Origin of the sequence: Kribbella sp. NPDC004536, from assembly GCF_042873835.1 — a bacterium.
Classification (GTDB): Bacteria; Actinomycetota; Actinomycetes; order Propionibacteriales; family Kribbellaceae; genus Kribbella.
This window is the reverse complement of the sequence record NZ_JBIALY010000002.1, coordinates 302,799-329,358: the sequence shown is the minus strand read 5'-3', so window position 1 is coordinate 329,358 and position 26,560 is coordinate 302,799. Positions and strand designations below refer to the sequence as shown.

The window sequence follows — 26,560 nt, the reverse complement described above, 5'->3', positions numbered from 1 at the left end:
CGATCATGACTTGCCGGGCAAGAACTCCTGCATCTTGGACTTGACGCCCTCCTTGATCATCGCCGCCCGGTCGCTGTCACCCCGCACGATCGACTCCAGCGCCTTCTCCATCTGGTCCCAGGTCGCGTGCGGCGGGATCGGCGGCACGGCCGGATCGGTGCGGAACTCGACCACGCACGGCCGGTCCGCCCGCAGCGCCTCCTCCCAGGCCGGTACGACCTCCTCCGGCTTCTCCGCCGTCACCCCGTGCAGGCCGAGCAGCTTCGCGTACCCGGCGTACGGGAACTCCGGCAGCTCCTGGGAGGGCAGGAACTGGGGCGAGCCTCCCATCGCCCGCAGTTCCCACGTCACCTGGTTCAGGTCGTTGTTGTGCAGTACGGCGACCACCAGCCGCGGATCGGCCCATTCCTGCCAGTACTTCGCGATCGTGATCAGCTCGTTGATCCCGTTCATCTGCATCGCGCCGTCCCCCACCAGCGCGTACGCGGGCCGGTTCGGCAGCCCGAACTTCGCGCCGATCACGTACGGCACGCCCGGTCCCATCGTGGCGAGCGTCCCGGACAGCGAGCCGCGGATGTCCTCGCGGATCTTGATGTGCCGCGCGTACCAGTTCGCCGCCGAGCCCGAGTCCGACGCCAGGATCGCGTCCCGCGGCAACCGGTCGGACAACTCGTGGAACACCAGCTCCGGGTTGATCGGGTCCGCGGACGTGTGGGCGCGCCGCTCCATCACCTCCCACCAGCGCCGGACGTTGCTCTCGACGCCCGACCGCCAGGACCGGTCCTGCTTGCGCTGCAGCAGCGGGATCAGCGCGCGGAGGGTCCGGCCGGCGTCGCCGACCAGGTTCACCTCGAACGGGTACCGCATCCCGATCATGGTCGGGTCGAGATCGATCTGGATCGCCCGCGCCTTGCCGAACTCCGGCAGGAACTGGGTGTACGGGAAGTTCGAACCGACCACCAGCAACGTGTCGCAGTCCATCATCAGCTCGTACGACGGACGCGTGCCGAGCAACCCGATCGACCCGGTCACCCAGGGCAGCGCGTCGGGCAGAACGTCCTTGCCCAGCAGGGCTTTCGCGACCCCGGCACCGGTCAGCTCCGCGACCTCCGTGACCTCGTCGGCGGCACCCCGGGCACCCTGCCCCACCAGGATCGCGACCCGCGAACCCTCGTTCAGGATCTCCGCGGCGCGATCGATCTGCTCCGCCACCGGTACCGGCGCCGACCAGCTCAGGTCCGTACTCGACGGCACCATCTTGAACGCGTGCGAGGGCGCTGTGTACTCCAGCTCCTGCAGGTCCGACGGGATGATCAGCGCGGTCACCGTACGGCGCGACGCGGCGATCCGGATCGCCCGGTCCAGTACGTTCGGCAACTGTTCCGGGACCATCACCGTCTCGCAGTAGTCCGACGCGACGTCCTTGTAGAGCGTGTGCAGGTCGACCTCCTGCTGGTAGCTGCCGCCCATCGCGCTGCGGGCCGTCTGGCCGACGATCGCGACCACCGGTACGTGGTCGAGCTTCGCGTCGTACAGGCCGTTCAGCAGGTGGATCGCGCCCGGACCGCTGGTCGCCGTACAGACGCCGACGCGGCCGGTGAACTTGGCGTAGCCGACGGCTTCGAAGGCTGCCATCTCCTCGTGCCGGGCCTGCACGAACCGCGGCTGGTTGTCCGCCTTCTGCCAGGCGGAGAGCAGCCCGTTGATGCCGTCCCCGGCGTACCCGAAGACATGGTCCACGTCCCACTCACGCAGGCGCTGGAGTACGAAATCGCCAACTGTCGTGCTCATCACAATCCTCCTGCCAGAAGTTCGGCGAGGTGTACGGCCCGCCGGTCGGTGGCTTGTTCTATTTGCGTTCGGCAACTGAAGCCGTCGGCAACGATCACGGTGTCGTTGCCCGCGGCCCGTACCTTCGGCAGCAGCACGCGTTCGGCGGCCGCCATCGACACGTCGTAGTGGCCGCGTTCGAACCCGAAGTTCCCGGCCAGGCCACAGCAGCCGGAGTCGAGCTGCTCGCGCTCGATCCCGGCCCGCTGCATCAGGTCGGCGTCCGACGAGAGCACCGCGTGCTGATGGCAGTGCGTCTGCACCATCGCGTGGACGCCGAGCCGAGGCGGATCCCAGTCCTTCAGCAGCTCCGCGAACGTGACGAACTGCTTCGACAGCCGCCGCAGGTCCTCGTCGTCCGGGAGCAGCTCCGGCGCGTCCGACCGGAACACCGCGCTGCACGACGGCTCCAGCCCGACGACGGGTACGCCGGCCCGGATCGCCTCCCGCAGTACGCCGAGCGTCCGGCGCAGGACCCGCTTGGCGACGCCGAGCTGACCGGTGGAGATCCAGGTCAGGCCGCAGCACACCGGGCGCTCCGGGATCGTGACCTGATAGCCGGCCGCCTCGAGTACCTCGACCGCGGCCCGCCCGATCGACGGGTGGAAGAAGTTCGTGAAGGTGTCCGGCCAGAGCACGACCCGGCGACCCCGCGATTGCGGGCGCTGGGCGAACCACTCGGTGAAAGGCTGCTCCGCGAACCGTGGCAGCTGTCGCTCGTCCGCGATCCCGCCCGCCCGTTTCAGCAGCTTGGCGAGCCTCGGCGCTTGGGTGACAGCATTCACGGCCCGCGGAGCACGACCACCCAACTGGGCGGCCACAGGCAGCCACCCCATCGAGTAGTGCGCCATCGGCCGCAGCCGATGCCGGTAGTGGTGCGACAGGAACTCCGCCTTGTACGTCGCCACGTCGACCCCGACCGGGCAGTCCACCTTGCAGCCCTTGCAGGCCAGGCACAGGTCCAACGCGTCCCGCACCTCGGTCGACCGCCAGCCGTCCGGGATCACCTCGCCGCGCACCATCTCGAACAGCAACCGCGACCGCCCGCGCGGCGAGTGCTCCTCCTCCCGGGTCACCAGGTACGACGGGCACATCACCTCGCCCTCGGCAGACGAGGACTGCCTGCACTTGCCGATCCCGACGCAGCGCATCGTCGCCTTGCTGAACTTCCCGTCGTCCCGCGGGTAGCTGAACTCGCTCGGCAGGGCCTGATGCGCGAACGAGGTGCCGAGCCGCAGGTGCGAGTCGAGCGGGTTCGGGTCGACGATCTTGCCCGGGTTCATCCGGTTCCGCGGGTCGAAGATCGCCTTGAACTCGCCGAACGCCCGGACCAGCTCCGGCCCGAACATCGTCGTCAGCAACTCGCCCCGCGACTGCCCGTCGCCGTGCTCCCCGGACAGCGACCCGTCGTACCGCTTCACCAGCCGTGCGGCCTGTTCGACGAAGTCGCGGTAGTGCGCGATGCCGTCGGCGGTCCGCAACTCGAACGGGGTCCGGGTGTGTACGCAGCCCTGCCCGAAATGCCCGTACAGCGACGTCTCGGTCTCGTCGTACCCGAACCGGTTGAGCAGTTCGCGCAGGTCGTGCAGGTAGTCACCCAGGTCGTCCGGGTGTACGGCGGAGTCCTCCCAGCCCTCCCAGTTCTCGTGCTTCGCGGCTGGGTGGGCGGTCGCGCCGAGACCGGCCTCCCGGAGTTCGATCAACTGTTGCTCACGGCCCGGATCGTCCAAGTAGCTGACCGTTGCCTCGTCGTCCTTCAGGTCGTCCATCAACCCGTGCGCGGCCCGGTCCGCCTCCTCGAACGTGTCGCCGGCGAACTGCACAGTCAGCCACCCGTGGCCTGCCGGTAGCCGCTCGATCGCGGTGTCGACCTTGTGCTCGTCGTGTTCGAGGTCGATCAGCACCTGGTCGAGGCCTTCGAGCTGCCACGGCTTGTGCGGCAGGATCCGCCGTACGGCGTGTCCGGCCTCCTCCAGACTCGGGTAACCGAGGACGACCATGACCTGGTACTTCGGTACCTTGACCAGCTCGAGCTCCGCGTGCAGGACCGTGACCAGCGTGCCCTCGCTGCCGACGAGCGCCTTCGCGACGTCGAAGCCGTTCTCGGGCAGCAGCGCGTCGAGGTTGTACCCGGAGACGCGCCGCGGGATCTTCGGGTAACCGGTCCGCAGCTCACCGAGGTGCCGATCCCGCAACGCCCGCAGCTCCCGGTGGATCTCGGCCTGCCGGTCGTTGCCTTCGACAACCTCATCGGTTGGCCCGACCCACATCCGAACGCCGTCGTAGGTCAGCACCTCGAGCCGCCGGACGTTGTCGACGGTCTTGCCGTACGCCTGTGCGCTCGCACCGCACGAGTTGTTGCCGACCATTCCGCCGATCGTGCAGCTCTGGTGCGTCGACGGTTTCGGACCGAACATCAGCCCGTCCGAGGCGAGTTCCCGGTTCAGGTCGTCGAGCGCGATGCCCGGTTCGACGACGCACGTCCGCGCCGCCGCGTCCACCGACACCAGGTGGTTGCAGTACTTCGTCCAGTCGATGACCACCGCGGCGTTCGTGGTCTGCCCGGCGAGGCTGGTACCGCCGCCGCGCGACAGTACGGGTGCGTCCGCCTGCCGGCACACCTCGACGGCCGCCACCGCGGCGTCCACCGTCCGCGGCACGACCACTCCGAGCGGTATCTGCCGGTAGTTCGACGAGTCGCACGAGTACGTGGCCAGCGACCCGGCGTCGAACCGCACCTCGCCGTCGACAGCCGCCTGCAGCGCGCCCGCCAAACCGCCGGGCGTGCGACCACTGCCGGTCTCAACGTCCACCGCCACAGACGACCTCCAGACCTCGACCGCTCGGTCGGTACCCGGGCCACTTCGCAACAAACGCGTTTCGACCGGCCCGCCCCGGTCAACCGGGGAGACCAGGCCGCTAGCTGAGGAGGCAGGCGTGGGACAGGTGGTTGTGGTGACCGGGGCCAGTGGTGGTGTTGGGCGGGCGGCTGCGGTCGCCTTTGCGCGGCGCGGGGACCGAGTCGCCTTGTTGGCCCGCGGCGAGGCCGGTCTCGACGGTGCCGCCCGCGAGGTGACCGAGGCCGGCGGGACCGCGCTCCCGCTGTCGGTCGACGTCGCCGACCCGGCGCAGGTCGAGTCGGCCGCGGAACAGGTGGAGAAGGAACTCGGGCCGATCGACGTCTGGGCGAACGTGGCGTTCACGTCGGTGTTCGCGCCGTTCCTGGAGATCGATCCGGCTGAGTTCAAGCGTGCCACCGACGTGACGTACCTCGGTTACGTGAACGGCACGCGGGCAGCCCTGACCCGGATGAAGCCCCGCGACCACGGCACGATCGTGCAGGTCGGGTCGGCGCTGGCGTACCGCGGGATCCCGCTGCAATCGGCGTACTGCGGGGCGAAGCACGCGATCCAGGGCTTCCACGACTCGCTGCGCTGCGAGCTCCTGCACGACAAGTCGCACGTTCGCGTCACGATGGTGCAACTGCCGGCGGTCAACACCCCGCAGTTCTCCTGGGTACTGTCGCGGCTCCCGAAACACCCGCAGCCGGTCCCGCCGATCTTCCAGCCGGAGGTCGCCGCGGACGCGATCGTCTACGCGGCGGACCACCCGCGCCGTCGCGAGTACTGGGTCGGCGGCCCCACCGCCTTGACCATCACCGCGAACAAGTTCGCCGCCGGGCTGCTCGACCGCTACCTGGCCCGTACCGGCAACAAGTCGCAGCAGACCGACCGGCCCAACGAGCAGGCCGCGAACCTGTGGTCCCCCGCCGACGACCGCTCCCGCGACTACGGCGCCCACGGAGTCTTCGACGCACGGTCCACACCTCGCAGCTACCAGGTCTGGGCCTCTCGCCACCGCAACGTACTGACCGCAGTCCTCGCCGGCGCCGGAGCCGCCGCGGTCTACTTCACCCGCAGCCAGCGGTAGCCGTAGGGAGCGAGCGTGATGTCGGTGGCGGAGGGTTCGTAGGGCTGGTCGGCCAGGAGGTCTGCTTCGTGGTCCAGCTGTAGGTGGAGTTCCTGGTCGGCGAGGTTCGCGAGCATGAGGACGGCATCGTCGGAGCGTTGGTGGCGAACCGCGAAGAGGGACGGCTGCTCGAACGCGACGGCCTCCGCGTTGCGGGGCCCGAAGACGCCGAGTTCGCGGCGGATGCGGATCAGCTGGGCGACGCGGCTGAGCAGTGAGCCCGGTTCGAGTTTCTGGTCCTCGGCGGCGGCCCAGTCCATCGGCAGCCTGACCGCTTCACGCTCGGGCAGAGACAGGTCCTCGTCCAGGCCGAGCTCCTCGCCGTACCGGACGATCGGCACGCCGGGCAGCGACAGCACGACCGCGTGCGCCAGCGCGATCCGGCGGACGTCGAAGTTCAGCATCGGCGCGATCCGGCGGCGGATACCGCGGCCGTACACGCGCATGTTCTCGTCCGGCGCGAACGCCGCCATCACCTCGGCGCGTTCGTCGTCGGCGAGGAGCGCGAGGTTGAGCTCGTCCTGGTTGCGCAGCCAGTTCAGGTACGTGCAACCGTCCGGCGGCTCGGGCTGCTTGCGCATCGCCCGCTGCAATGGCTCGGCGTCGCCACGGGCGAGGGCCAGGAACAGCAGGCTGTTCGTCCAGAAGTCGAGAATGCCCCGCAGCCGGTCACCGTCGCCGAAGTAGTTGCCGTACGCCGCCGGCTCCGAGTCCACCTCGCCCATCAACGGCGCGCCGTCCGCGTACTCGGCCAGCTCGGTCAGGAACCAGAACCCGTCGTCACGGTCGTCGGACACCGCGGCCTGCCGGACCATGTGCGGCACGGCGTCGACGCGGAACCCGTCGGCGCCGTGGTCGATCCAGTGCCGCACGGTCTTGGCGATGTCGTCGCGTACTCCCTGGTGGCCGACGTCCAGGTCGGGCTGATGGCGGTAGAACGCATGCCGGTAGTACTTCCCCGCGTGCCCGTCGTACGCCCAGATCGAGTCCTCGACGCCCGCGAAGACCGGCTGCTTCACGACGTCGTCCTCGTGCGGCTCCTGCGCCCACACGTAGAAGTCGCGGTACGGCGACGACGGGTCGTCCCGCGCCGAACGGAACCACGGGTGCATGTTCGACGTGTGCTGCATGACCAGGCCGACGACGACGTACATCCCGAGCTCGTGACACCGCGCGGCCAGGTCGTCGAAGTCGGCCATCGTCCCGAACCGCTGCGACACCCCACGATGGTCGACCACGTCGTACCCGGCGTCGCGGTACGGCGACACGTAGTACGGACCGAGCCACACCGTGTCCGCTCCGAGCGCGCGGACGTGGTCGAGCCGGCGCCGGACGCCACGCAGGCCGTCGTCGGTGAACGTCGCCGGATCGAGCTGATAGATCACCCGCCCGTCGAGAGTCATCATTCCTGCCGGGTACCCCGTGGCCTGGTGTGCAATCCGGGCGATTGCAAGCCGTGGCTGAGGGCACCCGGAAGGGTGAGCGACTGATCGGAGGATCACAGCGTGAAGATCGGATACTTCCTGTCCAGCGAGGAGTACACCCCCGCCGAACTGATCGAACAGGCCCGGATGGCCGAGGACGCCGGGTTCGACGGGCTGTGGATCAGCGACCACTTCCATCCGTGGAACGACGAACAGGGCCAGAGCGCGTTCGTCTGGTCGACGATCGGCGCGATCTCCCAGGTCTGCGAGTTGCCGATCACGACCGCGGTCACCTGTCCGACGGTGCGGATCCATCCGGCGGTGATCGCGCAGGCGGCGGCCACCAGCGCGGTGCTGCTGAACGGGAGGTTCCGGCTCGGTGTCGGGACCGGCGAGGCGTTGAACGAGCATGTCCTCGGGTCCGGCTGGCCGAGCGTCGACGTACGGCTGGAGATGCTCGAGGAAGCAGTCGAGATCATGCGGCGGCTGTGGACCGAGGACGGGTTCGTGAACCACCACGGCAAGCACTACACCGTCGACACCGCGCGGATCTACACCCGCCCGGACGAGCCGCTGCCGATCTACGTCTCCGGATTCGGGCCGGAGGCAACCGATGTCGCGGCGCGGATCGGAGACGGGTACCTGACCACGTCGCCCGACGCCGACCTGCTCCGCCGGTTCCGCGATCACGGCGGCGGCGACAAGCCCGCGCAGGCGGGCTTCAAGGTCAGCTACGCACCGACCGCGGAGGAAGGTGCCGAGCAGGCGCATCGGATCTGGGCCAACGCCGGCCTGCCCGGCGAACTCGCCCAGGTGCTGCCGTCGCCACGGCACTTCGAGCAGGCGTCGCAGCTGGTGACGAAGGAGTCCACCGCGAAATCGGTTGCCTGCGGCCCCGACACGAAGGCGCACGTGGAGGCGTTCACGCCGTACGCCGACGCCGGGTTCGACGAGGTGTACGTCGCGAACATCGGGCCGTACAGCGTCGACATGATGAACCTCTACCGGACCGAGGTACTGCCCGAACTGCGACTGCGGAAGGAGTAGTCCCATGGGTGAGCACGAAGCGTCGATCATGGTCGACGTGGCGCCGAACATCGTGTTCGAGCGGTTGTCCGATCTCGGGAAACTGCCGACGTACATTCCCTGGCTGACGTCGCTGCATCCCACCGACGTCCCGGTCACGGCGCAGGGCGCCGAGGCGCGGCGGCCGCACCAGGCGGTTCGCGAGGACGTCGACGTGACGGTCGGCGGCGGCCACCGCGAGGGCTGGATCGAACTGCTCGACGAGGACCGCACGCTGCGCTGGGGCATGGACGGAGCGCACCGGTACGGCGGTGAGCTGGTCGTCGATTTCGTTGCCGACGGCACCTCGACGCTGACCGTCCGGGTGCACACCACCGAGCCCACCGGTGTGGACGAGGAACTCGAACGGACCCTGACCACCATCAAGACGATGCTCGAGAAGGAGCCCTCATGAGTGTGGACGTTGTCGACCTGATCCTGCAGGACCACCGCGAAGTGGAGCGGCTGTTCGACGAGCTCAGGAACGAGCCGGACAAGCGCCCGAACCTGCTCCCGGTGCTGACCACCCTGCTGACCGCGCACAGCCGCGCGGAGGAGGCCGAGGTGTACCCGGTCGCCGCCGCGGAGGCCGGCGAGAAGGAGGAGGTCTCGCACAGCCAGCAGGAGCACATCGAGGCCGACCAGCTGCTCGCGAAACTGGCCGCCACCGACCCGTCGTCACCGGACTTCGAGAAAGTCCTCCAGAACCTCGTCGACGCGGTCACCCATCACGTCGAGGAAGAGGAGACGAAGGTCCTGCCCGGCATGCGCTCCAACCTCTCGGAGCAGCGCCGCGCCGAACTCGGCGACGCGTTCGCCGCCAGCCGCAAACAGCACCTCGGCGAGCAGCCGGGCGACCTGACCCGCGACGAACTCTCCCAGCAGGCCAGGAACGCCGACATCCCCAACACCTCGAACCTCCCCAAGGACGACCTCGAGAAGAAGGTCCAGAAGCACGCCGACTTATAGCCTCATCACTTCAGGGCCTTTTCCAGCCACGGCCGGAGGACCGTGGCCGGTGCGGCTCCGGTGTAGGTCGCGACCGGGCGGCCGGAGCGGAACACCATCAGCGTCGGGATGGATCGGATGTCGAAGCGGCGGGACAGGTCCGGTGCCTCGTCGGCGTTGATCTTCACCAGCTTCAGCTCCCCCGCCTTCTCGGCGGCGAGCTTCTCCAGCACCGGGCTGACCATCCGGCACGGCCCGCACCACGGCGCCCACACGTCAACCAGTACGGGTGTGGTCGACGACTCGACCACCTCGAAGAAGTCCGAGTCGCCGCCGTCGACGATCCACGGCAGCGCCTTCCCGCACTTCCCGCACACAGGCTTACCGGATCCACCGGACGCAACCCGGTTCTTCTGGCCGCAGTGCGGACACTTCACGACGGGCACCATGATCCGAGGGTAACGAAGGACCCGGGAATAGAGCGATCGATTCGTGCTGTTCTGACGTTCATGGCTGCCTCTCGACGGACGACGGCTCGGTACGACCTCGGTGGACTGCACCACCGCACGCTCACCGGAAGCGAGCCGCTGGGCGCGCCCGGTCCGGTGTGGTTCCTGGTGCTCGGCGGTACGGCGTACCTCGAGACCGCGAGCGGTGTCACGTCCCTCGGCGAAGGCGACGCGGTGTGGGTCGACGCGCGGACCGCGTTCGCGGTGGACGGCGATGCGGACCTGGCGATCGGCGACCTGCGCGTCGTGGTTGCGGCCGATGCCTTGCCGAGTCCACTGGTGATCCGCGGCTTCGCAGGCCGGCACCCCGGCGTCGCCGACCTGGTGCGGAGCTGTCCGATGGACGGCGCGTGCCGGGCCTCGCTCTTCGCCGAGGGATACGGCACGCTGATCGGCGCCGCGATGACGGACTCCTGGCTCGACGACCAGGGCCCGTCCGGCGACGAACGCGATCCGCTCGTGGCACGCGTACTCGACGCGGTCGTTGCCGACCCCGCCCAGAAGTGGAGCGTGGAGTCGCTCGCGAGTCTGGTCCACCTCTCCCGGTCGGCCCTCAGCGCGCGGTTCCAGAAGGCGCTCGGCCGCAGCCCGGTCCGGATGCTGCGCGAGGTACGGATGGGCGAGGCCCGGCGCCTCCTTTCCGAGCCAGGGCTTCCGGTCGAGGCGGTGGCGGCCCGCTGTGGCTACGGCTCGATCGCCGCGTTCAGCCGGGCGTTCGCCGCCGATCATGGGTCATCCCCACAATCCTGGCGGACCGCCGTACTTCAGGAAGGACTTCGGGAGGGACGCAGTACGGCGAACCCGATCCCGCTGAGTACCGCGCAGACCGCGCCCAGCGCCAGCGTCGCCGCGACACCGTGACCGTCCACGAACGCGCCGCCGACCGCTGAACCCACGGTGATCGCCGCCTGGAACGCGGTCACCTGCAGGCTCATCGCGGACTCGATCCGCTCGGGCTCCGCCGTCGCGACCCACAACTGCGTCACCACCGGCATCATGCTGAACGCCAGCCCCCAGACGATCACGCCGGCCGCGAGCATCGGGACTCCGGCCGCGTACGCCGTCACCGCGAGGCTGACCGCCAGCAACAGCGGGGCGACCGCGGACGCGAGCCGCAGGCGCGTGGCCAACGCACCAGCCGTAAGGTTGCCGACCAGTCCGCCGAGACCCCACGCGAACAACAACCAGGCCGAATCCCCTGGCGCGACCCGCATGATCGCCAAGCGGATGTATGGGTAGGCGACGAAGTTCCCGAGTACACCCAGCACGATCATCACCAGGCCCGCGATCAGCAACGGATTGCGCAGCGCACTCCGCATCATCACCAACCCGGCGGCCGGATGCGCCGGAACCGGCGGGAACACCAGTACGAGAAACGCCAAGCTAATCAAGGTGAACCCGGCGGCCACGCCGAACACCACCCGCCAGCCGGCGGTGTCCGCACCGATCGACGCGAGCGGTACGGCGACGATCGTCGCGACGCTGACGCCGACCGACAGACTCGTCGACACCAGCCGCTCCCGGCCGGGCAACGCATGCACCCCGGCGACGAACGCGAACGACCAGTACCCGGCGATCGCGACGCCGAGGATCAACCGGCTCAACAACACGACCGCGAACCCGGGCGCGAGCGCCACCGCGAGATCGGAAACCGCAGCGACCAGCAGCAGCCCGATCAGCACCAGTCGCCGGTCCGCCTTGGGCAACACCATCGCGATCGAAGGCGCCGTCACCGCGCCCGCGATCGCGGTCGCCGCAACCGCCAACCCGGCGGTCCCTTCGGACACTCCCAGGTCAGCAGCCATCCGCGGCAACACACTGGCCGGCAGGAACTCGCTCGCCACCAGCAGACAGATCCCCAGATCAAGAGCGATCAGGGAAGCGAAGGAAGTCCCCAGTCGCTGAGATTCATCAGTAGAAGTCACGCTTCAACCCTGTAGGCAGAACCCGCCCCCCGCTTGATCCCCCGTCGCGACCCGTTGATCGAAACGCTCAACCGATCCGGGAATGCCGCCCCACGCTCCGGCCACGTAGCCTCCCGCGCACCCCCAGGAGCACAGCCCAGACCACCGCAACCACCGGCACCACGACGATCCAGGCCATCGGATGCTGACGCGGCGGGTAACCGAGCCACACCAGCGCCCCGATCCACAACAAGATCAGCAGCTCCCCGACCCTGGTGCCCCTCCGTCGTTTCGCCACGATCCCACGCCCCGCCCGCAGAGGTGATCAGACGCCTACAGAGCGTAGTTGGGTCTGGCGGGCCGCTCAAGAGGTCGTGCGGCTTGACCTTGACGCAGGGTCAACCCTTCATCCTGGTCGGCATGAGCGCAATCCAGGTGCAAGGACTGCAGAAGTCGTACGGGAAACAGGAGGTGCTGCGTGGGGTCGATTTCGCCGTGGCACCAGGGAGCATCTTCGCTTTGCTCGGGTCGAACGGGGCCGGCAAGACGACCACGATCCGGATCCTCGCGACGCTGCTGAAGGCTGACGCGGGAACGGCTGCCGTGAACGGGTTCGACGTCGCGACGCAGGCAGCGGACGTACGGAAGTCGATCAGTCTGACCGGTCAGTTCGCGGCCGTCGACGAGATCCTCACCGGACGGGAGAACCTGGTCCTCGTCGCCAAGCTGCGGCACCTCGGGAACCCCGGGGCGATCGCGGACGACCTGCTCGAACGGTTCTCGCTGACGGAGGCCGGCGCGCGGAAAGTCGGGACGTACTCCGGTGGGATGCGGCGCCGGCTCGACATCGCGATGAGCCTGATCGGGGACTCGCCGGTGATCTTCCTCGACGAACCGACCGCGGGTCTCGACCCGGAGGCGCGGATCGAGGTGTGGACGATGGTCAAGGAGCTCGCCGGTTCCGGTACGACCGTGCTGCTGACCACCCAGTACCTGGACGAGGCCGAGCAGCTCGCGGACCGGATCGCGATCCTGCACCAGGGCCGGATCATCGCCAACGGCACCCTCGCCGAACTCAAGCAACTCTTCCCGCCCGCCCAGGTCGAGTACGTCGAGAAGCAACCGACCCTCGAGGAGATCTTCCTGGCCATCATTGGAGACCACCGATGAACGCGTACTTCTTCAGCGACACCTTCGCCCTCACGGTGCGGACGTTGCGGCACATCACCCGCAGTCTGGACACGATCATCACGACCGTACTGACGCCGGTCGCGCTGATGCTGATGTTCGTGTACGTGTTCGGCGGGGCGATCTCGACCGGGACGAAGTACATCAACTTCATGCTGCCCGGGATCCTGCTGATCACGATCGCGTCCGGCATCTCCTACACCGCGTTCCGGCTGTTCATGGACCTGAAGAGCGGGATCCTCGAACGGTTCCAGTCGATGCCGATCGCCCGGTCGGGCCTGCTCTGGGCGCATGTCGTCACGTCGATGGTCGCCAACCTGATCGCGCTCGTCATCGTCGTCGGGGTCGCGCTGCTGATGGGCTTCCGCTCCAGCGCGGGCGTACTGGCGTGGCTCGCGGTGACCGGCATCCTGCTGCTGTCGACGCTGGCGCTGACCTGGCTGGCCGTGATCCCTGGCCTGACCGCCAACTCGGTGGAGAGCGCGGGCGCGTTCGCGTACCCGCTGATTTTCCTGCCGTTCGTGAGTTCGGCGTTCGTGCCGACCCAGACGATGCCGGGGCCGGTACGGTGGTTCGCGGAGCACCAGCCGGTCACGTCGATCGTCAACACGATCCGGGCGCTGTTCGCCGAGCAGCCGGTCGGCAACGACATCTGGACGGCGCTGGCCTGGTGCGTCGGCGTGCTCGTCGTCGCGTACGCGCTCTCGATCGTCGCCTATCGCCGGAAGTCCGCCTGAGGCAGGCTTGGGTACATGCTCACCATCAGCCAGCTGGCGGCGTACGCCGGTGTGACGGTGCGGGCCGTACGGCATTACCACAAGATCGGGCTGCTGCCGGAGCCCGGACGGGACCGTTCCGGCTACCGGTCGTACGGCTCGGCCGCTGTCGTCCGGCTGATCCGGATTCACACGCTGGCCGACGCGGGCGTACCGCTGGCCCGGGTGCAGGAGCTGCTCGACGCGGCACCGGCCGAGTTCTCGGACGGCGTACAGGCGATCGACAAGGAGTTGCGCGCGGAGATCCGGCGGCTGCAGGACAGCCGCCGGCGGCTCGCGCGGCTCGCGGCCGGCGACCACCTGGCACTGCCGCCGAGCGTCCTGGGCTATCTCGACCTGCTCCGCGCGCACGGCGTCAGCGAGCGGTACATCGAGATGGAGCGCGATGCGTGGATCATGATCGCCGCGCAGGTACCCGAGCTGATCGACGTCATCATCGCCGCGAAGCACAAGGAGCTGGACGATCCCGACGCGCGGAAGCTGTACAGCCTGGTGAGCGAGGCGGTCGACCACCCCAACGGCGAGGAGTTGCTGTACGAGATCGCCGACCTCCTGGAACGCATCTACACCCGTGCCTACGAGGCCGGTCAGCTGGGTGTCGACCCGTTCGACGAGAAGCTTGTCGAGCTGCTGGACTCGGTGATGATCGAGTCCGCGCCCGAGGCCGCGCGGCTCCTCGAGATCATGGAAGAACGCGGCTGGAAGGGCTGGACCCGGATCGAACAGGTCCCTACCGAAAGGCTCGGACTTCAAGGCTCCGTTAAAGCCGTCCCGGGGCGCGCCGCAGCCGGTGTGAGTGACGCCCGGCAGGGGTAGGGTCGAGGTGCCGGTGTCACAGTCTGTTGCGCGCCGGTTACGATGAAACCTCGGTACCGAACCCGCAGCACGAATGGATATTGATGGCTGAATCGCAGGACGCCGACCAGGGAATGTACGAGAAGCTGAACCTGGACCGGCCGCACCCTGCCCGGGTGTACGACTACTTCCTCGGCGGCAAGGACAACTTCGAGGTCGACCGGCAGGCTGCCGAGCACCTGCTCAAGGCGTTCCCTGGCTTCCGCACCGCCGCCCTGTCGAACCGGATGTGGATGCACCGGGCTGCGAAGTACGCCGCGGACCAGGGCATCACGCAGTTCCTCGACATCGGCACCGGCATCCCGACCGAGCCGAACCTGCACGAAGTGGTCCAGAAGATCATCCCGGCGGCGCACGTGGTGTACGCCGACAACGACCCGATCGTGCTCGCGCACTCGCGCGCGCTGCTGGTCAGCACGCCGGAAGGCAAGACGGCCTACCTCGAGGCCGACGTCACCGACCCGCAGGCGATCCTCGGCTCCGACGAGGTCAAGGAACTGATCGACTTCGGCAAGCCGGTCGCGCTCAGCATCGTCGGCGTCTTCCACTACCTGCCGGACCACCTGCAGCCGTACGACCTGGTCCGCCAGCTGGTCGAGCCGCTCGCCCCGGGTTCGCTGCTGATCTTCTCGCACTGCACGCCGGACTTCGCGCCGGAGCTGTGGGAGCGCGCGATGGTCGTCTACAAGGCCGACGGCGGCGAGGCCCAGGTCCGCAGCAAGGAAGAGGTCACCCGCTTCTTCGACGGCACCGAGCTCATCGACCCCGGCGTGGTCTCCCCCTTCCGCTGGTACCCGGACGACGAGACCCAGGCGTACGTAGACCGCGGCGAATTCACCGACATCATGTGCAGCCTCTGGGTAGGCGTCGGCCGCAAGCCGTAGCCGCACCTTCCACGGCCCCATCCAGCTGGATGGGGCCGTTCTTGTTGTCTAGTATCTACGTATGCGCGCAGATACTAAGAAACCGCGCCGGGATCCGGGTGAGGAACACGTGGCGCTCGCCGTCGAGGTGTTCCGGATGTTGTCGGATGCCACCCGGGTGCGGTTGCTCTGGGCGCTGCTCGACGGTGAGCGGCCGGTGAACGAACTGGCCGAGGCGGTCGGGAAGTCACCCGCGGGGGTGTCGCAGCATCTGGCCAAGCTCCGGATGGCGCGGCTGGTGCGGACGCGCAAGCAGGGCAACCAGGTCTTCTATCGGATCGAGAACTCGCACGCCAGTCAGCTGGTCGAGGACGCGATCTATCACGCCGAACACTCCAGCGGAGGCGTTCCAGAACACCACCGGAGGACGAACTGATGAGCGGCACCGGGCACGGGCATGGGCACGGGCATGGGCACGGGCATGGGCACGGGCATGACCGCGGCCTGTTGGGGAAGGTTAAGGAGCTGTTCGTGCCGCACTCGCATGACAGCGTGGACAAGGTCGACTCCGCGCTTGAGGCGAGCGCGGAGGGGATGCGCTGTCTGAAGATCAGCTTCGCCGGGCTGATCCTGACCGCGCTGATCCAGACCGTGATCGTGATCTACACGAACTCGGTCGCGCTGCTCGGCGACACCCTGCACAACTACGCCGACGCCCTCACCGCGGTCCCGCTCGCGATCGCGTTCGTCGTCGGTCGCCGGCTCGCGACGCGCAGCTACACGTACGGCTTCGGCCGCGCCGAGGACCTGGCCGGCATCGTCGTCGTGGTACTGATCGCGCTGTCGTCGGCGTACGCCGGGTACGAGGCGATCATGCGCTTCATCCACCCGGCCGACGTCAAGCATGTCGGCGTACTGATCGTCGCCGGCGTGGTCGGGTTCCTCGGCAACGAGATCGTCGCGCAGTACCGGATCCGCACCGGCAAGCGGATCGGATCGGCCGCACTGGTCGCCGACGGACTGCACGCCCGTACCGACGGCTTCACCAGCCTGGCTGTCGTGCTGAGCGCGGTCGGCGCGTGGCTCGGGTTCCGGCTCGCGGACCCGATCGTCGGTCTGCTGATCACGGTCGCGATCCTGTTCGTGCTGCGCGACGCGGCCCGCGAGGTGTATCGCCGGTTGATGGACGCGGTCGACCCGGCACTCGTCGACCAGGCCGAGCAGGTCATCCGCGCGACGCCGGGCGTACTGGACGTCCAGGGCGTCCAGCTCCGCTGGCTCGGGCACAGCCTGCGCGCCGAGGCCCGGATCACCGTCGACACGAACACCTCGCTCGTCGACGCGCACCGCCTCAGCCACCAGGTCGAGCACGAACTGATCCACGGCGTCCGGCGCCTCACCTCCGCGACGATCCACACCGAACCCCTCGCCACCGAAGCCGGCCACGCCCACGAACTGGTCGCCCACCATCGCTGACCTGCCCCGTCCCGGGCAGGTGCTCGGCGTCCACTCAGGTTCGGCTCACCTTCGTTGCTTCGGCGCGCTTTCGCTGCCTACGCTGGTGTAACAGATGATGCGTTTTAACTGAGGTTACGCTCACCTTGGTTGCGGAGAGGACGGCCCGATGACCGCGCAGCTCGCGGAACCCGAGATCCACCACTCGCATCGCGACGTCACCGGCGGATGGTTGCGGCCGGCAACGTTCGGGGTGATGGACGGACTGGTGTCGAACTTCGCACTGGTGGCCGGTGTGGTCGGCGGCGGCGCGACCGGCAAGGTCGTACTGATGACCGGACTGGCCGGCCTGGTCGCGGGCGCGTGTTCGATGGCGTCCGGCGAGTTCACCTCGGTCTCGTCGCAGACCGAGCTGATGCAGGCCGAGATCGCCGTGGAGAAACGCGAACTGCAGATCCACCCGGCCGAGGAGGAGCGCGAGCTCGCCCTCATGTACGAAGCAAAGGGCTTGCGTCCCGAACTGGCCGCCGAGGTCGCCCGCGAGCTCACCGCGAACCCCGAGGTCGCACTCGAGGTCCACGTCCGCGAGGAACTCGGCGTCGACCCCAACGACCTGCCGTCACCCTGGGTCGCGGCCGGCTCGTCGTTCGCCGCCTTCGCCGTCGGCGCCCTGATCCCGCTGCTCCCGTTCGTGATCGGCGCGACGAGCATCCTCCCCGCACTGCTGCTCAGCGCCCTCGGCCTGGTCCTCACCGGCGGCATCGTCGGCAAGATCACTGCCCGTCCCTTGTGGTACGGCGGCGGCCGCCAACTCCTCCTCGGCGGCCTCTCCGCCGCAGTAACCTTCACCATCGGCCTCGCCGTCGGCACCGGCCTGTCCTAGTCGTGCATCCAGTCGCGGAACTGACCGCCCTGGGGAGGATCTTGTCCCGGATCGGGCGGTAAATCCTCCCCAACCCGGCACCCCTCTGCCCAACGGGAACATGCCGTTGGGCAGCCGGCCGACGAACATCGCGACGACCATCCGCAGGGTCCGCGGCGCTGGCATCGCTCGGTCGCGGTCCTCCACGGCGACGTGGAGCGGAAGCCTAGATGCAAGGCCCTCAACCTGTCTCAAGCACTCCAGCGAACGATCGACTGGTCGATGTACGTCGCGACCAGGTCGGGGAGGTCGATGTCGGCGCCCAGTAACCACTGGAGTTCGAGGCCGTCGAGGACGGCCACGAGGGTGCGGATCTCGGCTTCGATCTGGGCGTCGGTGAGGGGTGCGATCTCGCCGTCGTCGACCGCCTCGCGGAGCTTCGCGCTCCAGAGTTCGCGGCCGTTCGCGTAGCGCTGCTGGATGAAGTCGCGGGCCGGGTGACCCGGGTTGGTCGCCTCGGCCGCCATCGTGATGAACAGCTCCAGCAGGCCGCGGTGCTCGACATGGAACTCCATCAACGCGCGCAGTTGCCGGAAGTACGCGAGCCCGCGGACGTCCTCCGGCATCGACGAGCGTTTGGTCTGCGCGGTCCAGTCCTCGAGGACGGCCGTCAGCAGTCCCTCTTTGCTGCCGAAGTACTGGATCAGGGTCGCGGGTGACGCGCCGACCCGGTCGGCGATCGCGCGCAGCGAGCCGCCGAGGTAGCCGAGCTCACCGAAGACGTCGGACGCGCTCCGGACGATCCGCTCCCGCCGCTGAACGCCTTTGCGGTAAGGCCCGCGGACCATCGACGTTGCCTCGTTCGCCACGTGCCCTCCCGGCTTCCGGTGCCACGGTATTGACGAAACCTTACCAGGCGTTTACGTTTGCCGAAATCTGAACGACTGATCGGGTTTCGCTCTCTGCTGAGGAGCCGCGTATGCAGTCCACTCTCGGGATCGGGTTCGCCGGCGCCGGACCGGTGACCCAGGCGATCCACCTGCCGACCGTTGCCCGGCTGGGCGGCGAGTTCACCGTCCGGCACGTGACCGACGTCGACCCGGCCGTCGCCGCGACGGTCGCCGGCCGGCTCGGCGCATCCCATTCGACCTCGATCGACGTACTCCTGGACGATCCGCACGTCGACGTCGTGGTCGTGTGCAGTCCGCATCGTTTCCACGCCGAGCAGGTGATCGCGGCCTGCCGGGCGGGCAAGCGGGCCGTGCTGTGCGAGAAGCCGCTCGTCATGTCGGTGGCCGAAGCCGACGCGATCGCGGCCGTCTCCGCGGAGACCGGCGTACCGATCCTGGTCGGCGCGATGCACACCTTCGATCCGGGATGGCGCGCGGCGCAGGCTGCGTGGGGCGACCTGCCGGCGCGCAGTCACACCATCCGGTCGTCGATCGTGCTGCCGCCGAACGCGCGGTTCGAGGACCTCGCCACCGAAGTCCTGTCGCGTCCGGCGCTTCCGTCGGTCGACCGGTCGGATCCAGAGATGGTGGCGGGGCTGTTGCATGCCCTGGTGATGGGGCTGACGATCCACGATCTTCCGCTGATTCGCAGCCTGCTCCCCCGGTACGACGACCTGCGGATCGTCGACGCACGCGTGCTCGAGCCGTACGGCTACCGGATCGTTTTCGTTGCCAGCGGCAAGGTTGTCGAGCTGCATGCGGTGTTGTCGCAGACGTGGGAGCCCGACTGGGTGCTGGAGGCGTACGCGGACGACCAGGTGCTGCAGGTCGAGTTCACGCCCTCGTACGTGCATGCAGGATCAGCCGTGAGCACACTCAGCGGTGGTGGCGAGGCGCGGGTGTTCGGTCCGACGGCATGCAACGGGTACGAGGCCGAGTGGCGGGAGCTGGCTGCGGTCGTCCGCGGTGAGACAGCTCCACCAAAGATCGAAGAACTGGTCGACGACGTCCGCTTCGCACTGGCAGTAGCCGACGCCGCCGCCGACTCCGTACGCAAGACGGAGGTGGCCGCATGACCGCGAGCTCGTCGGCACGTGCTGCGCTCGCGACACTGCCGACGACCTTCCTGGATCCTGGCTCGGTCACGTTCGTCGACGGCGACGCCAATTGGCCGGCCGAGCTCGAGCGGGTACTGCGCTCCCGCCCGCGCGGGATCCTCCTCGTTCACCCGGCGCCTGTCGACTTCAAGATCGTCGACAACCTTCCGCCTGTGGTCGTCGACTCCCCCTGGGCGAAGAACCCCGCGATCAACAACGCCTTCAAGCGGAGCACGTCCCGCATCGAATGCCGAGTCCTCGCACACCCGGACGCCGACCTCGCGACCGAACTACTGCACCAGGTCATGCTGATCCGCGCCGCAGTCGCGCCGATGACGACGCTTGACGTCCAGCACGTCTCCGACCACGCCCTCTACGCAACCGGCCGGACCGAGGCCGAGGTCACGGTCGACCTGAGCATCGTCCGTACGTCGGGACTTCCCGCGTCGGCCACCCTGCGGCAACTGACGCCGGACGGCAGCGTCGAACTGGTGCTCCCGTCCAGCGAGACGGCCCGACCCGCGCGACTGACGACGGTCGGCCCGGACGGCGCCGTACTCGAACCCACGCAGTACGAATCCGCCCATCGCGCGAGTCTGCGCGAGCTGCACGCGACCGGACCGGCCGAAGCACTGGCCGAGCTGCGCCGCCTACAGGCCGACGTCGCCCTGACGACGGCCGCCCTCGGGGACCACCCTGCGGTTCAGGCGCCCGCCTGACCGCTGATCGACCGACGCGATCGACCGGCAGCGGTCGCCGTGATCGCGGGAGGAGTGCAGTCCATGAACAGAGCAGTGACGCGTCGAGGATTCCTGGGGCTGGCAGGTGCGGCGATCGCCGCCCCGGCGGTGGCCGCGTGCAACGTGTCCGGCAGCAGCGGGGCGAGCAAGAGCGGTGGCGGTGGCGACCTGAAGTTCTGGGACATGCCGTGGGGAACGCCACAGTACAACGACCTCGGCAAGAAGATCATCGGGGACTACCAGCCGGGCAGCGGCCAGGGCAAGGCGACGTACCAGATCATCCAGTGGAACGGCTTCTACCAGACGTTCTCATCGGCGATCGCGTCGAAGACCGGGCCGGCCGTCAGCTCCGGCGCGGGCTTCCAGGCCTTCCAGTTCGCCGACCAGGGCCAGATCGCGTACGCCGACAACTTCATCGAGACACTGAAGAAGGACGGCACGTACGACGACTTCCTGCCCGGCGTCATCGACACGATGAAGACCGACAAGGGGTACGTCGCCGTACCGTGGCAGACCGACGTCCGGCCGTTCTGGTACAACCAGGCGCTGCTCGACCAGGCCGGTGCGAAGGTACCGACCACGTGGGACGAGCTCCTGACCGCCGGGCAGGCGCTGAAGAAGATCGGCGTGTCCGGTTTCGCGACCGGATCCGGCGCCGACAACAACCTGGGCGCGCACACGATGGTTGCGATGATGGTCAACAACGGCGGCGGCCTGTTCGACCCCGACGGCAAGCCGGACTGCGTGACGGACGCGAACATCCAGGCGATGACGTTCGTCCGGGAGCTCGCGAACGAGGGCATCATCGACAAGGGCACCGTCTCGTACACGATCGACAACCTCTCGTCGCAGTGGAACAACAGCAAGGCGGGCATCGGGATCCACACGCCGGGCCTGGCGGCGAGGGCGGTGAAGGTCGGCAAGAGCCTGCACGTGATGGACCCGTTGAAGAGTCCGTCCGGGGCCGTCGCCGGGCTGTTCTTCGTCAACAACCTGATGATGTACACGAACACGCCGTCGCAGGAGGCGTCGGAGGCGTTCCTCAAGTACTACCTCGGCCAGATCCACACCTACTGGCAGAACCCGGTCGGCGTCTCGGTGCCGGTGCTGAAGTCGATCGCGTCGGCGGACTACTACGCGAAGGACCCGAACCAGGTCAAGATCGTCGACAAGTGGATGCCGGTCTGCAAGACGTACGCCGCCAAGAAGACCCAGTCGTTCGCCGCGCTGGCAGCCGTCGACGGCGGGCAGCCGCTCGCGCAGTTCGCCCAAGCGATGCTGCAGGGCAAGACCGACCCGAAGGCGGCGCTGACCACCCTGCAGCAGGGACTCGAGTCGATTGTGAAGCGTTGATGGCCACGCAGAGCGCGACGCTTCCGGCGGCCCGCACTGTGGCCGGGCCGCGACGGCTCAACCGGCGCGCCCTCACGATGGTTCTGTTGGTCGCACCCGCGATCGTGCTGGTCGTCCTGATCAACGCGTACCCGCTGGTGGTGGCCGCGTCGCAGTCGATCCACGACGGCACGCTGATCGTGACCGGAAAGTTCGTTGGCCTCGCCAACTACACCGACGTGCTGGGCAGCCCGCGGTTCTGGAAGGCGGCGCGGTTCACGCTGATCTTCACCGTGGTCGGCGTGTTCGGGAGCTGGCTGGTCGGCATGGGACTCGCACTGCTGCTCCGGACGAAGATCCCGGGGCGGTCCGTGTTCAAGGTACTGCTGATGCTTCCGTGGGTAGTGCCGATCGTCGTGTCGTCGACCGCCTGGAACTGGCTCGTCAGTACGCCGACCAGCCCGGTACCGGCGCTCGCGGCGAAGCTCGGGCTCGGCGACGTGCAGATCCTCGCGGACCCGGTCCTCGCGGCGGTCACGGTCTGCGTGTTCAAGGTGTGGGTGAGCTTCCCGTTCATGATGCTGATGACGTCGGCCGCGCTGGCTGCGGTCGACCACACCGTGTACGAGGCCGCGGGGATCGACGGTGCGGGCCGGTGGCAACAGTTCGTACACATCACGTTGCCGCTGATCTCGCGGTCGACGTACATCAGCTGGATCCTGATGACGATCTTCTGCGTGAACGACTTCCCCACGATCTACCTGCTGACCGCAGGTGGTCCGGTGGACGCGACGTCGTCGCTAGTGGTGCTCGCATATCGCAGCGTCTTCCAGGACCTGCAGACCGGGCCCGGTGTAGCGATCGCGTTCCTGATGACACTCGTACTCGTCGTGATCTCGACCACGCTGTACCGGCAGATCCGGAAGGTGGACATCGCATGACAACGGTGAGCGAGCCAGCGGCCCGTGGCCAGTGGTGGCGGTTCAGTGCGTTGGTTGTGATCACCGTGATCGTGCTGATCCCCGTGCTCGCGACCGTACTGCTGGCGATTCGGCCCAGTACGACGAGCAGCGCGAGTGGGGCACTGACGTTTGAGAACTTCCGCTACATCTTCACGAGTACGGATGTGGCGCTGTGGCTCGGCAACAGCCTCGGGGTGACGCTGACGACCGTCGTGGTGTCTGTGGTGGTCGCTGCACCAGCTGGGTACGTATTGTCCCGCGGCCGGAGCAAGGCGGTCACCGGGTTCTCGTTGCTGTTGTTCGTGATCCAGTCGTTGCCGGTGATCACTGCGATCATTCCGTTGTTCGTGTTGTTCGCGCGGATCGGGTTGGCGGACAACCTGATCGGGCTCGTGATCGTGTACGTCGGGAGTACGTTGTCGGTCGCTACCTGGATGATGGCGGCGTACTTCGACTCGATCCCGCACGCGCTGGAGGAAGCCGCCTGGGTGGACGGGTGCTCGGTGTTCGGGTCGTTCACCCGGATCGTGTTGCGGAACTCGCTGCCGGGGATTCTCTCCACTGCGATCTTCGCGTTTCTCCTTGCCTGGAACGACTATCTCGTCGCGTTGGTGTTCCTGCGGTCCAGCGTGATCTTCACGTTGCCGATCGGGTTGCAGACGTTCTTCCAGCAGAACGCCACCGACTGGGGGTCGGTGATGGCGGTGTCCGTGGTGATGCTGCTGCCGCCGGCTGTCATCTTCGCGTTTCTCAACAAGTACTTCAGCGTCGGTGGGATCGGTGGGTCCCTTGCCGGGCGCTGAGAAAGGATCTCTGATGCGTGTTGGTTTGAATCCGTTGCCGTGGGTGCTTACTCCTGATGGTTTCGACCTCAGTGTTCCCGTTCTTCGGAGGGCGTTCGCCGAGATTGCTCGTACGCCGTTCAAAGGTATTCATGCGGATCCGCCGGCGGGGGTCGATGCGGTTTCCTATCGTGCGTTGCTGGCGGAGTATGGGCTCGAGCCGGCGCCTGGGTACTTCTCCGCGGATCTACAAGCGGCCGACGTCGTCGAGTCGGCGAAACGTCACGCCGGGGTGCAGGCAGCTCTTGGCAACACCGTTGTGTTCCTGGCCACGAATCTGACACCCGAACGAATCGCCCACCCAGCCATCGGATGGCGAGCACCCGGCGAGCTCGAGCAGGTGGTGGATGTGGTGGGGCGGGTTGCTGAGGCTGTGGGTGGGGAGGGGGTTCGGCCTGCTTTGCATCCGCATGTGGGGAGTTCGGTGGAGGTCGAGTCGGAGGTTCGGGCAGTGTTGGACGGGGTGCCTGCGGGGGTGTTGGGGTTCGGGCCCGATACGGGGCATTTGGCTTGGGCGGGGATGACTCCGCACGTGGTGATGGCGGAGTATGCGGACCGGATCGCCGCGGTGCACCTGAAGGACGTACACCTCGAGCAGGCCGAACAGGCGCGGGCGGCGGACGCCGGGTACTTCGAGGCGACCGTCACGAAGTACCGCGTGTGGACGGAGCCGGGGCGCGGCGACGTCGACCTGATGGCCGCGATCGGCACCTTGCCGGACACCTTCGACGGGTGGCTGATCGTCGAGGTCGACGTACCGGAGGCTCCGACCAACCTCGAGTCGACGCAGCTCTCCGCACAGTGGATCGCCGACCACCTCGGCACGTTCTGAGATGGAGCTCTTCAACGGAAAGGACCTCACCGGCTGGTCGGTGATCCCGCGCAGCTACGGGACCGTCTACCCCGGCGGACCGCAGGTTCTCGACCTCGTTCAGGACTTCCCAGCGGACTACGCCGAGCAGGCCGCGCAACACCCAGCGGCCTGGTCGGTCGAGGACGGCGCGATCGTCGGCCGGCAACATCCGGCCGGCAGCGGGTACGGCGGTTACCTGATCAGCGACGAGCCGTACGGCGACTTCGAACTGACCGTCGACGTGAACCCGGACTGGCCCGCGGACACCGGCGTGATGATCCGCCGCAGCGCCGACTCGTGGAAAGGCCTGCAGGTTCTCGTCGACCACCGCCACTCCGGATCGATCGGCGGTTTCTTCGGCAACGGCCTCGGCAGCTTCCATGCCGTACCGTTCGCCCTCACTGCCCAGTTGGACGCCGACGGCCACCCCGTCGGTCTCCGGGAGGACGACCCCGGCAACTCGGCCGAACCCTTCACCCCCGCGCAGGCCGCGCTCCTCCGATACGCCGCGTCCGTCGAAGAGTTCCTGAACACCTGGCGCTGGCGCGACTGGAACACCCTCCGCATCCGCTGCACCGGCGCCCAGCCCCACGTCACCACCTGGATCAACGACGTCAAGATCGCCGAACTCGACCTCGCCACCCTCGTCGCCCCCGGCTACTCCCCCGGGTTCGTGAACCCGACCGGCCACCTCGCCTTCGAAGTCCACGACAACGACCCGGTCCTCGGCCAGGAGCGCTGGGGCAAGAACGCTGCCTGCCGCTGGCGCAACATCACCCTCGAACCGCTCTGAGCTACGGCGTCGGTGGGTTCGACGGTGGTGTTGAGGTCTTGGTCGGCGTCGACGTTGTCGTTGGCGGCGTGGTGCTGGGCGTATGGGACGGCGTCGACGACGGGGTGGTGCTCGGGGTCGTGGAGGGCGTTGACGACGGGGTCGTGGACGGCGTTGACGACGGCGTTGACGACGGGGTGGTGCTCGGGGTGGTGGAGGGCGTGGTCGACGGCGTGTTCGTCGTACGGCGGGTCGGCTCGCTCGTCGTCGTGTGGGACGGCTCCGTCGTAGGTGTCGTGGTCGGCGTCGCGGAGGTACTTGGTTTCGGGCCGATGTCGACCGTGGGCGGGGTGTTGTTGCCGGTGTTGTGCAGCACGACTCCGGTCGTCACCGCGGCGGCGACGGCCAGCAGAGCCAGTGCGGTGATGACGATCGGCTTGTTGGACTTCGGGGCCGGGCGTTCCGGGGCCGTGAGTGGTGCTGTGAGTGGAGCAGGGACCGGCGCGGCGATCAGCTGGGTCACGAGTGGTGCCGTGGTGCTGAGGCGGTCGGCGGCTGCGCGGACGTTGGTCAGTTCCGCGGCAGTCGGGCGTTCGGCCGGGTCCTTGGCGAGCATCCGCAGCAGCAGACCCTCGAACGGGCCGGCCAGCTCTGGGCGCAGCCTGCTCGGTGGCACCGGCTCGGCGTCGACGTGTTGGTACAGCACCGCGGTCGGGTGGTCACCCATGAACGGCGGGCGGCCGGTGATCAGCTGGTACAGCACGCAGCCCAGCGCGTACACGTCCGACTCGGGACCGCCCTTCAGACCGCGGGCGCGTTCCGGCGACAGGTAGTACGGGCTGCCGAGGATCTGACCGGTCATCGTCAGCTCGTGCGTCTCGGCGCCCGGCAGCGCCGCGATGCCGAAGTCGGCGACCTTCACGACGCCGTCCGCGGACACCATCAGGTTGCTCGGCTTGATGTCGCGATGCACGACGTTCTCGGCGTGCGCGACGGCCAGCCCGGCCGCGGCCTGCTCGACGATCTCGACCGCGCGCTGCCACGGCAGCGGGCCGTCGTCGTCGACCTCCCGGGCGACCGAACGACCCTCGACCAGCTCCATCACCAGGTAGAAGTTCTCGCCGTCCTGCCCGAAGTCGTAGACCGCGACGATGTGCGCGTCGCTCAGCCGCGCGGCGGCTCGCGCCTCGCGCTGGAACCGCTCGGCGGCCGCCGGGTCCTGGCCGGACCTGAGCATGAGCTTGACCGCGACCTCACGGCCGAGCAGCTCGTCGGTGGCACGGAAGACCTCCCCCATCCCGCCACGCCCGAGGGACGTCCCCAACCGGTACCGCTCCGCAATCAACATCCGTCCCCGTACCCAC

Annotated in this window: 26 protein-coding genes; 19 read left to right on the top strand and 7 right to left on the bottom strand. The window is 68.2% G+C overall.

The window, feature by feature from the left end; genetic code table 11:
- Positions 1-3: 3 nt before the first annotated feature.
- Complete coding sequence (locus tag ACFYRU_RS16445) at positions 4-1,791, bottom strand: thiamine pyrophosphate-requiring protein (protein WP_387658962.1); 1,788 nt, start codon at positions 1,789-1,791, stop codon at positions 4-6.
- Positions 1,791-4,643: an FAD-binding and (Fe-S)-binding domain-containing protein gene (locus ACFYRU_RS16440; protein ID WP_387658959.1), complete on the bottom strand. Its 2,853-nt coding sequence runs from the start codon at positions 4,641-4,643 to the stop codon at positions 1,791-1,793. Before ACFYRU_RS16440 ends, ACFYRU_RS16445 begins: the two co-directional genes overlap by 1 nt.
- Positions 4,644-4,767: 124 nt before the next feature.
- On the opposite strand from ACFYRU_RS16440, the gene ACFYRU_RS16435 reads away from it, so the two are divergent.
- A complete protein-coding gene (locus tag ACFYRU_RS16435) occupies positions 4,768-5,760 on the top strand; it encodes an SDR family oxidoreductase (protein WP_387658956.1) in 993 nt (330 codons plus the stop codon).
- On the opposite strand, the gene ACFYRU_RS16430 is transcribed toward ACFYRU_RS16435, so the two are convergent.
- Positions 5,736-7,205, bottom strand: a complete 1,470-nt coding sequence (locus tag ACFYRU_RS16430) for an alpha-amylase family glycosyl hydrolase (RefSeq protein ID WP_387658953.1) — start codon at positions 7,203-7,205, stop codon at positions 5,736-5,738. The two genes, ACFYRU_RS16435 and ACFYRU_RS16430, sit on opposite strands and share 25 nt — an antisense overlap.
- A gap of 99 nt (positions 7,206-7,304) precedes the next feature.
- On the opposite strand from ACFYRU_RS16430, the gene ACFYRU_RS16425 reads away from it, so the two are divergent.
- From ACFYRU_RS16425 to ACFYRU_RS16415, 3 genes are read left to right on the top strand one after another with little or no spacing between them, the layout of a single operon-like run.
- Positions 7,305-8,270, top strand: a complete 966-nt coding sequence (locus ACFYRU_RS16425) for a TIGR03557 family F420-dependent LLM class oxidoreductase (RefSeq protein WP_387658950.1) — start codon at positions 7,305-7,307, stop codon at positions 8,268-8,270.
- Positions 8,271-8,274: 4 nt separating this feature from the next.
- A complete protein-coding gene (locus ACFYRU_RS16420) occupies positions 8,275-8,703 on the top strand; it encodes an SRPBCC family protein (protein WP_387658948.1) in 429 nt (142 codons plus the stop codon).
- Positions 8,700-9,257, top strand: a complete 558-nt coding sequence (locus tag ACFYRU_RS16415; RefSeq protein ID WP_387658944.1) for a hemerythrin domain-containing protein — start codon at positions 8,700-8,702, stop codon at positions 9,255-9,257. The genes ACFYRU_RS16420 and ACFYRU_RS16415 overlap by 4 nt, the downstream gene beginning before the upstream one ends.
- A gap of 5 nt (positions 9,258-9,262) precedes the next feature.
- On the opposite strand, the gene trxA is transcribed toward ACFYRU_RS16415, so the two are convergent.
- Positions 9,263-9,685 (bottom strand): thioredoxin, encoded by a 423-nt coding sequence (gene trxA / locus ACFYRU_RS16410; protein WP_387658942.1) that lies wholly within the window; start codon positions 9,683-9,685, stop codon positions 9,263-9,265.
- Positions 9,686-9,745: 60 nt separating this feature from the next.
- On the opposite strand from trxA, the gene ACFYRU_RS16405 reads away from it, so the two are divergent.
- Complete coding sequence (locus ACFYRU_RS16405; RefSeq protein WP_387658939.1) at positions 9,746-10,606, top strand: helix-turn-helix domain-containing protein; 861 nt, start codon at positions 9,746-9,748, stop codon at positions 10,604-10,606.
- Here ACFYRU_RS16405 and ACFYRU_RS16400 read toward each other — a convergent pair.
- Positions 10,510-11,670, bottom strand: a complete 1,161-nt coding sequence (locus ACFYRU_RS16400; protein ID WP_387658937.1) for an MFS transporter — start codon at positions 11,668-11,670, stop codon at positions 10,510-10,512. The two genes, ACFYRU_RS16405 and ACFYRU_RS16400, sit on opposite strands and share 97 nt — an antisense overlap.
- Positions 11,671-12,069: 399 nt before the next feature.
- Here ACFYRU_RS16400 and ACFYRU_RS16395 point away from each other — a divergent pair, with 399 nt between their 5' ends.
- From ACFYRU_RS16395 to ACFYRU_RS16365, 7 genes are all read left to right on the top strand, one after another.
- A complete protein-coding gene (locus tag ACFYRU_RS16395) occupies positions 12,070-12,819 on the top strand; it encodes an ABC transporter ATP-binding protein (RefSeq protein WP_387658934.1) in 750 nt (249 codons plus the stop codon).
- A complete protein-coding gene (locus tag ACFYRU_RS16390) occupies positions 12,816-13,574 on the top strand; it encodes an ABC transporter permease (RefSeq protein WP_387658931.1) in 759 nt (252 codons plus the stop codon). Before ACFYRU_RS16395 ends, ACFYRU_RS16390 begins: the two co-directional genes overlap by 4 nt.
- Before the next feature lie 15 nt (positions 13,575-13,589).
- Positions 13,590-14,429, top strand: coding sequence for a MerR family transcriptional regulator (locus tag ACFYRU_RS16385; RefSeq protein ID WP_387658928.1), 840 nt, complete (start codon positions 13,590-13,592; stop codon positions 14,427-14,429).
- Between the two features lie 83 nt (positions 14,430-14,512).
- Positions 14,513-15,352: an SAM-dependent methyltransferase gene (locus tag ACFYRU_RS16380; RefSeq protein ID WP_387658925.1), complete on the top strand. Its 840-nt coding sequence runs from the start codon at positions 14,513-14,515 to the stop codon at positions 15,350-15,352.
- A 61-nt stretch (positions 15,353-15,413) separates the two neighbouring features.
- Complete coding sequence (locus ACFYRU_RS16375) at positions 15,414-15,767, top strand: ArsR/SmtB family transcription factor (RefSeq protein WP_387658922.1); 354 nt, start codon at positions 15,414-15,416, stop codon at positions 15,765-15,767.
- Positions 15,767-16,807: a cation diffusion facilitator family transporter gene (locus tag ACFYRU_RS16370; RefSeq protein ID WP_387658919.1), complete on the top strand. Its 1,041-nt coding sequence runs from the start codon at positions 15,767-15,769 to the stop codon at positions 16,805-16,807. Before ACFYRU_RS16375 ends, ACFYRU_RS16370 begins: the two co-directional genes overlap by 1 nt.
- A gap of 148 nt (positions 16,808-16,955) precedes the next feature.
- Complete coding sequence (locus ACFYRU_RS16365; protein WP_387658917.1) at positions 16,956-17,669, top strand: VIT1/CCC1 transporter family protein; 714 nt, start codon at positions 16,956-16,958, stop codon at positions 17,667-17,669.
- Positions 17,670-17,899: 230 nt separating this feature from the next.
- Here ACFYRU_RS16365 and ACFYRU_RS16360 read toward each other — a convergent pair whose 3' ends face one another.
- A complete protein-coding gene (locus ACFYRU_RS16360) occupies positions 17,900-18,517 on the bottom strand; it encodes a TetR/AcrR family transcriptional regulator (RefSeq protein ID WP_387658914.1) in 618 nt (205 codons plus the stop codon).
- A 110-nt stretch (positions 18,518-18,627) separates the two neighbouring features.
- Here ACFYRU_RS16360 and ACFYRU_RS16355 point away from each other — a divergent pair, with 110 nt between their 5' ends.
- The 7 genes from ACFYRU_RS16355 (at position 18,628) to ACFYRU_RS16325 (ending at position 25,217) form a co-directional block, all read left to right on the top strand.
- The gene (locus tag ACFYRU_RS16355; protein WP_387658911.1) at positions 18,628-19,674 is read left to right on the top strand and encodes a Gfo/Idh/MocA family protein; all 1,047 of its coding nucleotides are present in this window, start codon (positions 18,628-18,630) and stop codon (positions 19,672-19,674) included.
- Positions 19,671-20,414: a hypothetical protein gene (locus ACFYRU_RS16350; protein ID WP_387658908.1), complete on the top strand. Its 744-nt coding sequence runs from the start codon at positions 19,671-19,673 to the stop codon at positions 20,412-20,414. The genes ACFYRU_RS16355 and ACFYRU_RS16350 overlap by 4 nt, the downstream gene beginning before the upstream one ends.
- A gap of 63 nt (positions 20,415-20,477) precedes the next feature.
- Positions 20,478-21,788 (top strand): ABC transporter substrate-binding protein, encoded by a 1,311-nt coding sequence (locus ACFYRU_RS16345; protein WP_387658905.1) that lies wholly within the window; start codon positions 20,478-20,480, stop codon positions 21,786-21,788.
- A complete protein-coding gene (locus ACFYRU_RS16340) occupies positions 21,788-22,708 on the top strand; it encodes a carbohydrate ABC transporter permease (RefSeq protein ID WP_387658902.1) in 921 nt (306 codons plus the stop codon). Before ACFYRU_RS16345 ends, ACFYRU_RS16340 begins: the two co-directional genes overlap by 1 nt.
- Entirely contained in the window at positions 22,705-23,532 is an 828-nt protein-coding gene (locus ACFYRU_RS16335; RefSeq protein WP_387658900.1) for a carbohydrate ABC transporter permease, read from the top strand. Before ACFYRU_RS16340 ends, ACFYRU_RS16335 begins: the two co-directional genes overlap by 4 nt.
- 13 nt (positions 23,533-23,545) lie before the next feature.
- Positions 23,546-24,403 (top strand): sugar phosphate isomerase/epimerase family protein, encoded by an 858-nt coding sequence (locus ACFYRU_RS16330; protein WP_387658897.1) that lies wholly within the window; start codon positions 23,546-23,548, stop codon positions 24,401-24,403.
- 1 nt (position 24,404) lies between these two features.
- Positions 24,405-25,217 (top strand): DUF1080 domain-containing protein, encoded by an 813-nt coding sequence (locus ACFYRU_RS16325; RefSeq protein WP_387658894.1) that lies wholly within the window; start codon positions 24,405-24,407, stop codon positions 25,215-25,217.
- Position 25,218: 1 nt separating this feature from the next.
- Here the strand turns inward: ACFYRU_RS16325 and ACFYRU_RS16320 are convergent, their stop codons facing one another.
- Complete coding sequence (locus tag ACFYRU_RS16320) at positions 25,219-26,544, bottom strand: serine/threonine-protein kinase (protein ID WP_387658892.1); 1,326 nt, start codon at positions 26,542-26,544, stop codon at positions 25,219-25,221.
- Positions 26,545-26,560: the final 16 nt, after the last annotated feature.